Source organism: Stenotrophomonas sp. GD03777 (genome assembly GCF_029842485.1).
GTDB classification, from domain to species: domain Bacteria; phylum Pseudomonadota; class Gammaproteobacteria; order Xanthomonadales; family Xanthomonadaceae; genus Stenotrophomonas; species Stenotrophomonas sepilia.
In genome coordinates this window covers 1-9,640 of sequence record NZ_JAOCGL010000127.1, presented here as the reverse complement: position 1 = coordinate 9,640, position 9,640 = coordinate 1, and the positions used below count along the sequence as shown (strand labels likewise).

The following is a 9,640-nucleotide window of genomic DNA, read 5'->3' as shown; positions in this document are numbered from 1 at the left end:
CATCCATGCGGCTGGCACCCCCGCGAACCCACCCCGCCCGGCCTCTGACAATTTCCGTGTGCGTCCACCCACGGAAAGAAAAAAAGGAGAGCAAAAGCTGCTTGGCAGGGCGCTCTTTGTAGAGCCGAGCCCATGCTCGGCTGCTGTTCGCGATAGACCCAGCCGAGCACGGGCTCGGCTCTACATTTTTCTCCGACACCAGAAACCGCTTTTGCCTTTGCCATCTGCATCACCTCAGGTGCCTGTCGAGGCCGGGGCGGTGTGGGCTGGCAGGGGTGTCAGCCGCATGGATGCGGCTGCCAAGCCTCCAGGGATGGATTCACGGCGTCCCCTGCCAGCCCACACCACCCCGGCCCACTCACAGCACCACGAAGCGCCAGCGCTTTGGCCGTTGCTGTTGCTGTTGCATTTGCCCTGCGCCTCTGCCTGCCGCAGGCATCGGCCCTCCCACCAGCCGCACCCGATACAATGGCCGTCTGCCGCAGACCGGCATCCCGTCCCCGAGCCAAAGAGTTGCCCATGTCCATTGTCCGCATGACCGACCTCGACCTCTCCGGCAAGCGCGTGCTGATCCGCCAGGATCTGAACGTGCCGATCGAGAATGGCCGCATCACCTCCGAACAGCGCATCACCGCTTCGCTGCCGACGCTCAAGCGCGCGCTGGAGCAGGGCGCGGCGGTGATGGTCACCTCGCACCTGGGGCGCCCGAAGGAAGGCGTGTGGAGCGAGGCCGATTCGCTGGCACCGGTCGCCCAGCGCCTGTCCGAGCTGCTGGGCCGCGAAGTTCCACTGGTGCGCGACTGGGTCGACGGCGTCGACGTGCAGCCGGGCCAGCTGGTGCTGCTGGAAAACTGCCGCATGAACGTCGGCGAGGGCAAGGACGACGAGGCCCTGTCGAAGAAGTACGCCGCCCTGTGCGACGTGTTCGTGATGGATGCCTTCGGTACCGCGCACCGTGCGCAGGCCTCCACCCATGGTGTCATCCGCTTCGCACCGGTCGCGGCCGGTGGCCCGCTGCTGATGGCCGAGCTGGACGCGCTGGCGCAGGCGCTGGATGCACCGGCCAAGCCGCTGCTGGCCATCGTCGCCGGCAGCAAGGTCAGCACCAAGCTGGAGTTGCTGGCCAATCTGGTTGGCAAGGTCGACCAGCTGATCGTCGGTGGCGGTATCGCGAACACCTTCATCGCCGCAGCTGGCTACAACGTCGGCAAGTCCCTGTACGAGCCGGACCTGCTGGATACCGCGAAGAAGATCGTGGCCGATGCCAAGGCACGCGGCGCCGACATTCCGCTGCCGGTTGACGTGGTCACCGCCAAGCAGTTCCTGCCCGACGCTGCCGCGGAAGTGAAGGCGGTCGATGCCGTTGCCGAAGACGACCTGATCCTGGACATCGGCCCGCAGACCGCCGCGCAGTACGCGCAGCTGATCGAGAAGGCCGGCACCGTGGTCTGGAACGGCCCGGTCGGCGTGTTCGAGTTCGAGTCCTTCAGCAAGGGCACCGAAGCGCTGGCCCGCGCGATCGCCAGCTCGAAGGCGTTCTCCATCGCCGGCGGTGGCGACACCCTGGCCGCAGTCGACAAGTTCGATATCGCCGGCGACGTCAGCTACATCTCCACTGGTGGTGGTGCGTTCCTGGAATTCCTGGAAGGCAAGACCCTGCCGGCTGTCGCCGCACTCGACGCGCGCGGCGCATGAGCGCCGAGCGCGGCAAGGATGTGCTGTTCTTCGATCTTGACGGCACGCTGATCGATTCGCAGGTGGGCATCACCGCCTGCATCGCCTATGCGCTGCAGAAGATGGACCATCCGGTGCCGCCGCAGGAAACCCTGCTGGGCTGGATCGGTCCTTCGCTGCGCACCACCTTCGCGCCGTTGTTCGTCGAACCGGCGCGGGTGGAACAGGCTGTGGGCTACTACCGGGAGCGCTTCGACGTCGAAGGCTGGCGCGAGCACAAGGTGTACCCGCAGGTGGAAGGCACGCTGCGCACGCTGCATGGCCGTGGACACCGGCTGGCGGTGGTCACCGCCAAGAACGAGCCGCACGCGCGCCGCATCCTCGCCCACCTGCCGTTCGGTGGGCTGTTCGAGGAGATCGTCGGTTCAACCCTGGATGGCTCGCGCAGCCACAAGCCGGAACTGGTCGGCGAGGCACTGCGCCGGCTGCAGGTGCAGCCTGCACAGTGCTGGATGATCGGCGACCGGCGCATGGACATCGAAGGCGCGCGCCACCACGGCCTGCGTAGTGTCGGCGTGCTGTGGGGCTTTGGCGGAGAGGCGGAATTGACGGAAGCCGGTGCCAGCCAGCTGGCACGTGAGCCGGCGCAGCTGGAAGCGCTGCTGGCCTAGCTTCCTGTGGAGCCGAGCCCATGCTCGGCTCCACAGAACCGCCCCCCTGCGCCAGCGTATGTCCGGATGATGTCCATTCCATGACCCGCGAAGTCAGGCGGCACAAGGCTGTAACCGTATACATGCGGCGTGAAGGATGTGCTAATTTCCGTTCTTTATCGGGAGAGGCCCATCCACCATGTTCGAGCGTCAGCGTCGCACCAAGATCCTTGCCACCCTCGGTCCGGCCACTGACCCGCCGGGCGTGCTGGAGGATCTGTTCCGCGCCGGCGTCAACGTGGTGCGCCTGAACTTCAGCCATGGCGATCCGTCCGGCCAGGCCAAGCGTGCCGCCGAAGTGCGTGCCGCTGCGGCCCGCGTGGGCGTGGAAGTGGGCATCCTGGCCGACCTGCCGGGCCCGAAGATCCGCATCGAGCGCTTCGCCGAAGGCAAGGTGCAGCTGAAGGCGGGCGACCGCTTCGACCTGATCGCCAGCGAGAACGCCGGCCCGGGCACTGCCAGCGAGGTGGGCGTGAGCTACCTCGGCCTGCCGCAGGACGTCGGCCCGGGTGATGTGCTGCTGCTCGACGACGGCCTGATGCAGTTGCAGGTGGTGGAAGTACAGGGCGACCGTATCGTCAACACCGTGCTCAACGATGGTGTGTTGTCCGACCGCAAGGGCCTGAACAAGCAGGGCGGCGGCCTCTCGCTGGGTGCGCTGACCGAGCGCGACAAGGAGCTGATCGGCATCGTTGCCAAGATTGGCGTGGACTTCATCGCCGTGTCGTTCTGCCGCAATGCGCAGGACATGAACGATGCGCGCGACATCGCCCGTTCGCACGGCTGTGATGCCGCGCTGGTGTCGAAGATCGAGCGCACCGAGGCAATCGAGAACCTGGAAGAAATCGTCGAGGCCAGCGACGTGGTGATGGTCGCCCGTGGCGACCTGGGCGTGGAAATCGGCGATGCCGAGCTGCCGGGCCTGCAGAAGAAGATCATCAAGGCCTCGCTGGCGCAGAACAAGGTGGTGATCACCGCCACGCAGATGCTGCAGTCGATGGTGGAAAGCCCGATCCCGACCCGCGCCGAAGTACTGGACGTGGCCAACTCGGTCATCGACGGCACCGACGCAGTGATGCTGTCGGCGGAAACTGCCGCTGGCGCCTACCCGGTCAAGGCCGTGGAGGCGATGGCACGCATCTGCCTGGGTGCCGAGCGCCAGTTCCAGACCGAGACCGACTTCAACGCGTCGCCGCGCAACCTGGAACGTGCCGACCAGGCGATTGCCATGGCCACCATGTTCCTGTCGCAGCACGTGGGCGTGCGCGCGATCGTGGCGATGACCGAATCCGGTGGCACCGCACGTTACCTGTCGCGTTTCAGGGCCAAGGCGCCGGTGTTCGCGGTGACCCGCCATGACGGTGCGCGCCGGCAGATGGCGCTGATGCGCGATGTGTTCCCGATCAACTTCGACAGCCGCGGCCTGACCCCGCGTGAAGCCGCGCGCGGCAGCATCCGCCTGCTGGTGGAATCGGAACTGCTGCAGGCCGGTGATCGCGTCGTGTTCACCAGTGGCGAGCACATGGAAACCCACGGTGCCACCAATACCCTGCGCCTGCTGGAAGTGGGTGAGGACGGCCGCGCCATCGGCCTGGGCGACCTGTAAGTAGTGCTGCCCTGGGGCCGGCGCCGCGTTGTGGATCCGACCCCGGGGTCAGATCCCGCAGGGGCCCTGACCCCCGACGGCAGGACACGGCGTGTCCGGTGCGGACATTGGAAGCGTTTCCATCCTGTCCTCCACGGCGAGGCAACGGGCCGCGGGGCTATACTTGTGTTTTTCCCGCACCCGCCACAGGAAATACATGAGCATCGAACAGCTGGCTGAAACCGCCCAGGCCATGGTCGCCCCGGGCAAGGGCATCATCGCGATCGACGAATCCACCGCTACCATCGCCAAGCGTTTCGCCGGCGTCGGTATCGAGAACACCGAGGAGAACCGTCGCGCCTACCGCGAGCTGCTGCTGACCACGCCGAAGCTCAACGAGCACATTTCCGGCGCCATCCTGTTTGACGAAACCATCCGCCAGTCGACCAAGGACGGCGTGCCGTTCGCCAAGTACATGGCCGACCACGGCATGATTCCGGGCATCAAGGTGGACAAGGGTGCGCACCCGCTGGCCGGCTGCCCGGGCGAGCTGGTGACCGAAGGCCTCGATGGCCTGCGTGAGCGCCTGCAGGAGTACTACAAGCTGGGCGCGCGCTTCGCCAAGTGGCGTGCAGTCATCAACATCGGCGAGAGCATCCCGTCGGGTACCTGCATCGAATCCAACGCCCATGCGCTGGCCCGCTATGCAGCGCTGTGCCAGGAATGCGGCCTGGTGCCGATGGTCGAGCCGGAAGTGATCATGGACGGCGATCATGACATCGAGACCTGCTACGAAGTCACCGAAGCCACCCTGCGTTCGCTGTTCGACGCCCTGTATCAGCAGAACGTGCTGCTGGAAGGCACCATCCTGAAGGCGTCGATGGTCATCTCCGGCAAGGGCTGCGATGAGCAGGCCGACGTCGAGGAAGTGGCCGAGTCGACCGTGATGTGCCTGAAGAGCACCGTGCCGGCGATCCTGCCGGGCGTCGTGTTCCTGTCCGGTGGCCAGAGCGACGAGCAGTCCACCGAGCACCTGAACGCGATGAACCAGCTGGGCAACCTGCCGTGGCCGCTGAGCTTCTCCTACGGCCGCGCCATGCAGCAGGCCGCGTTGAAGCTGTGGGCCAAGGACATGAAGGGCAACTACGCTGCTGCCCAGAAGACCGTGTACGAGCGCGCCAGGGACAACGGCCTGGCGGCGCTGGGCAAGTGGAACGGTTGATCCGTCCCATCGCTGGATGAACAAGGCAGCGCCGGCATCACGCCGGCGTTTGCTTTTGCGGGTATCTTTTCCGCCCCCATGCGCCTGGCCGGTGCGTGGGAACCACATGGAAGGCCAAGGAGAAACAACATGCGTTTGGCAGCAATCACACTGGCCGTAGCCACGGTCCTGGTCGCCGGCGGTTGCAACCGCATCGGCGGCGGCGCGGATGCGGGCAAGGCCGCGTCGCTCGATTTCGACAAGCCGGTATCCGGCGAGATCACCTCGCGCAGCGGCATCAACTACAACGACGGCAGCCACCACCAGCTCTACCAGATCAAGCTGGAAGACAAGCAACTGGTCGGACTGAAGCTGACCGGTTCGTTGAGTGGCTCGATTGCCGTGTTCAACAACGGCAGCCTGGTGGCCAGCAGCAACACCGGCTACGAGCGCGAAGGCGACGTCTCGCTGGCCTTCCGTGCCAACGGTGGCGGCATCTACCAGGTGGCGGTCAACGCCAACGGCTCGACCGACTATGGTCCGTACCGCCTGCGTGCCGAGAAGCTGGTGCCGTACGACGGCAAGCCGCTGGCGGGCAGCGGCGAGATCGTCGACATGCTGGCCGGTGGTTCCCAGGACTACACCCTGCAGGTGGACAAGGCCGGCCTGTACGAGATCCGCCTGGTGTCGGAGGTCTTCGATCCAGTGCTGAAGCTGTCGGGCCAAGGCGTGGATGCCGAGAATGACGACGGCGGTGACAGCACCAACTCGCGCCTGACCCTGTCGCTGAAGCCGGGCAAGTACACCCTGACCGCGCGTGGCCTGGGCGACGGCGTCAGCGGCATGTTCACCCTGTCGGCCACCCGCATCGAGCTGCCCGGCAATCTGGTCGAGCGCGATGGTACGGCGCTGCCGAAGTCGGGGAGCGTGTACACGATGCTCGACAACGATGGCCGCCGCCGCTTCCTGCTGTCCCTGGACCGCCCGGCCGATGTGCGCCTGGATGCGATCTCCAGCCAGGTCGATACCCTGCTGCGCGTGGTTGGCGGCGATGTCGAGCTGACCGACGACGACGGCGGCAACGGTACCAATTCACGCCTGGAAGAAACCCTGCCGGCCGGTCACTACACCGTCGATGTGTCCAGCCTGAACAATGGCGCAGGCATGGTGGAAGTGCGCGTGCAGGTGGATGGCGCGAGCGCCGACGGGGCCGCAGCCTCGGCGGCACGTGCCGCAGCCGACGCAGCCGCCGTGGCCGATGATGCCGCCGCGGTGGAAGCCTCCAGTCGCTGAGTGTGATCCACGCCGTGCGTGGAAGAGCACTACGCTGCAACGGAAAAGGCCGGGCAATGCCCGGCCTTTTCTTTTACCTGAAGCACCACGGTTCAGTGCGCGGCGGCAAAGCCCGCATCCCCCAGCGGCGGCAGCAGCGACCCGTGCGGTTCGCTGTCCGCGCTTTGCCCGGCGGCGCTCAACGCCTGCTGGTAGGCCTTGGCCGTCGCGGTATTGAACGCCACCAGCACGATGCGCATCGGTTGCGCATGGCTGCGCTGCCAGGCCAGTGTTTCGGTGACCGCGATCTGCGCGGCCTGGTACAACGGGTAGCCATACACGCCGCAGCTGATCGCCGGGAAGGCGATGGAGTGCACGCCCAGTGATTCGGCCAGCTGCAGTGACTTCCAGTAGCAGTTGGCCAGCAACGCCGGTTCATCGCGCTGGCCGTCGTGCCAGACCGGGCCTACCGTGTGCAGTACATGGCGCGCCGGCAACGCATGGGCACCGGTGGCGCGCACTTCACCCGTCGGGCAACGCACGCCCGGGCGCAGCTCCGGCAACTGCTCGCATTCGGCCCGCAAGGCGGGCCCGGCCGCACGATGGATCGCGCCGTCGACACCGCCGCCACCGAGCAGCGTTTCATTGGCCGCGTTGACGATCGCATCCACCGCCAGGGTCGTGATGTCGCCCTGCCAAACCTCGATCTTCATGCGTCCGTCTCCTGCCTGTGAGGTGATCCGCGCAGCATCTGCGCCGGCTGTTCCCACGGTAGGGGACAGGGCATCGATGCTGCGTCATGACCGTCTCACGCGCTGCGATCCAACGGCCTTCGCGCACGATGGCGGGCGACGCCTTCACGCAGGCTGAAGCGGGAAGGGGGCGGATCCTTTTCCGCACGGAAAAGGCTCTGACCCCTGCTGTTACGGCAGGCCGGCCAGCCAGTCGTCGTCGGATCCTTCGTTCACATCGGCGAACAGCGGCGTGGAGAAGTAACGTTCACCGGTGTCCGGCAGCATCGCAAGGATCACCGAGCCCGGTTCAGCGCGGGCAGCGATGTCCAGCGCGCTGGCCACGGTGGCGCCGGCGGAGATGCCGACGAAGATGCCTTCCTCGGCGGCCAGGCGACGCGCGGTGGCGATTGCACGATCGTCTTCGACCGAGACCAGTTCATCCACCACGTCGCGGTTGAGCACGTCCGGCACGAAGTCCGGGGTCCAGCCCTGGATCTTGTGCGGCTTCCAGTCATCCCCCTTGAGCAGGGCGGCGCCGGCCGGTTCGGTGGCGATGATGCGGGTCTGCGGGCGTGCCACCTTCAGCACTTCGCCTACGCCAGTGAGCGTGCCGCCGGTGCCCCAGCCGCTGACGAAGTAGTCCAGCCGCTTGCCGGCGAAGTCGCGCAGGATCTCGGCAGCGGTGGTGTTGCGGTGATACGCCGGGTTGGCCGGGTTGGCGAACTGGCTGGCCAGGAACCAGCCGTGCTGCTCGGCCAGCTCGGCCGCCCTGCGCACCATGCCGCTGCCGCGCTCGGCGGCCGGGGTCAGGATCACCTTGGCGCCGTAGGCACGCATCAGCTTGCGGCGCTCGACCGAGAAGGTTTCGACCATGGTGGCCACGAACTTGTAGCCGCGCGCGGCGGCGACCATCGCCAGTGCCACGCCGGTGTTGCCCGAGGTGGCCTCCACGATCGTGTCGCCCGGCTTGAGCAGGCCGCGTGCTTCGGCATCGAGGATGATCGCCAGCGCCAGGCGGTCCTTCACCGAGCCGCCCGGGTTGAACGACTCGACCTTGGCGTAGACGCTGACCTGTGGCGGCGCCAGGCGCTGCAGCCTGACGATGGGGGTGTTGCCGACGGTATCGAGGATGGAGTCGTACAGGGCCATGGGAGCGCTCCGGAAACGGGGCCGCGACGGGTCACGGCGGGCGAAGGGGGGAGGGCTGGCCGTTCAGGCCAGCGGCTGCCGGCTGACCGTAGCGCCGGCATATGACGCCCGGAAATGACCAGATACCTTTCTTAAACAACCTTTGGTTATAAGCTGGTGACGGCAATTGACCCTAGAGTGGACTTCCGCCCCATGCCGCCTGCCTGCCCATGACGCTGACCCAGCTGCGCTACCTGGTAGCCATCGCCGACGCCGAGCTGAACATCACGCTGGCCGCCTCGCGCGTGCACGCCACCCAGCCCGGCCTGTCCAAGCAGCTCAAGCAGCTGGAGGACGAGCTCGGCTTCCTGCTGTTCGTGCGCAAGGGGCGCAGCCTGGAGTCGGTTACCCCGGCCGGAACCGAAGTCATCGCGCGTGCCCGCGCAGTGCTGGCCGAAGCCAACAACATCCGTACGTACGCGGCAAACCAGCGGCGCGAAAGCCAGGGCCAGCTGATCCTGACCACCACGCACACCCAGGCGCGCTTCGTGTTGCCGCCGGCGGTGGCGGCGATCAAGCAGGCCTATCCGCAGGTCAGCGTGCACCTGCAGCAGGCCGGTGAAACCGACGCGCTGGACCGCTTGAACCAGGGTGACGCCGATATCGCCATCATCAGCACCGCAGGCGGTGAGCCAACCGATGGCATCGCAGTGCCGCTGTTCCGCTGGCGACGCCTGGTGGTGGTACCCAAGGGCCACCCGTTGGACCGCGCCGGCCGCGCACCGGACCTGGCCGCGCTGGCCCGCCAGCCGTTGATCAGCTACGAATCCTCGACCCGACCGAACTCTTCCCTGCAACGCGCCTTCGCCGCCAATGGGCTGGTGCCCGACCTGGCGCTGACCGCGCTCGATGCCGACCTGATCAAGACCTACGTGCGCACGGGCCTGGGCGTAGGCCTGCTGGCCGAGATGGCGGTCAGTTCCAATGACGAAGACCTGAGGTCGTGGCCGGCGCCGGATCCGATCAGCGAGTGCATCGCCTGGGCGGTGTTGCCGCGCGACCGCGTGCTGCGTGATTACGCGCTGGAGCTGGTGCACGTGCTGGCCCCACAGATTGATCCGCGCGACCTGCGGCGGGTGCTGGATGGAAACCAGGCCGCAGCGTGGCCGGTGCCACCGACCTGGGAGTCGCTGACCCAGACCATCACGGTGTGAGGTGGGTCGAGCAGGGCGTGCAGCCCTGCACCTGCCGAATCAAAGGCAAAAGCCGAAGCAACTGCAACTGCTGGCTTCCGTGGGGCGGGGGGGGGGGGGGGGGGGGGGGGGGGGGGGGGGGG

The 9,640-nt window shown here is 66.8% G+C and carries 8 protein-coding genes; 6 read left to right on the top strand and 2 right to left on the bottom strand.

The window, feature by feature from the left end:
• Positions 1 to 519 precede the first annotated feature (519 nt).
• The 5 genes from N5E02_RS18605 to N5E02_RS18585 all read left to right on the top strand — a co-directional run bounded on the left by N5E02_RS18605 (position 520) and on the right by N5E02_RS18585 (position 6,463).
• Entirely contained in the window at positions 520 to 1,695 is a 1,176-nt protein-coding gene (locus N5E02_RS18605) for a phosphoglycerate kinase (RefSeq protein WP_065185302.1), read from the top strand.
• A complete protein-coding gene (locus N5E02_RS18600) occupies positions 1,692 to 2,345 on the top strand; it encodes an HAD hydrolase-like protein (RefSeq protein WP_279946592.1) in 654 nt (217 codons plus the stop codon). Before N5E02_RS18605 ends, N5E02_RS18600 begins: the two co-directional genes overlap by 4 nt.
• A 178-nt stretch (positions 2,346 to 2,523) precedes the next feature.
• Positions 2,524 to 3,990, top strand: coding sequence for a pyruvate kinase (gene pyk, locus N5E02_RS18595; protein ID WP_005418863.1), 1,467 nt, complete (start codon positions 2,524 to 2,526; stop codon positions 3,988 to 3,990).
• Between the two features lie 196 nt (positions 3,991 to 4,186).
• Positions 4,187 to 5,191 carry a class I fructose-bisphosphate aldolase gene (locus tag N5E02_RS18590; protein ID WP_005418861.1) on the top strand — a complete coding sequence of 335 codons (1,005 nt, stop codon included), beginning with the start codon at positions 4,187 to 4,189 and terminating at the stop codon, positions 5,189 to 5,191.
• Positions 5,192 to 5,320: 129 nt separating this feature from the next.
• Positions 5,321 to 6,463, top strand: a complete 1,143-nt coding sequence (locus N5E02_RS18585) for a hypothetical protein (protein WP_005418859.1) — start codon at positions 5,321 to 5,323, stop codon at positions 6,461 to 6,463.
• Between the two features lie 92 nt (positions 6,464 to 6,555).
• Here N5E02_RS18585 and N5E02_RS18580 read toward each other — a convergent pair whose 3' ends face one another.
• Both N5E02_RS18580 and cysK read right to left on the bottom strand, forming a co-directional pair.
• A complete protein-coding gene (locus N5E02_RS18580) occupies positions 6,556 to 7,155 on the bottom strand; it encodes an O-acetyl-ADP-ribose deacetylase (RefSeq protein ID WP_111201764.1) in 600 nt (199 codons plus the stop codon).
• A gap of 210 nt (positions 7,156 to 7,365) precedes the next feature.
• The gene (gene cysK, locus N5E02_RS18575; RefSeq protein WP_061479314.1) at positions 7,366 to 8,325 is read right to left on the bottom strand and encodes a cysteine synthase A; all 960 of its coding nucleotides are present in this window, start codon (positions 8,323 to 8,325) and stop codon (positions 7,366 to 7,368) included.
• Between the two features lie 209 nt (positions 8,326 to 8,534).
• Here cysK and N5E02_RS18570 point away from each other — a divergent pair, with 209 nt between their 5' ends.
• Positions 8,535 to 9,518 (top strand): LysR family transcriptional regulator, encoded by a 984-nt coding sequence (locus N5E02_RS18570; protein WP_005418854.1) that lies wholly within the window; start codon positions 8,535 to 8,537, stop codon positions 9,516 to 9,518.
• Positions 9,519 to 9,640 lie beyond the last annotated feature (122 nt).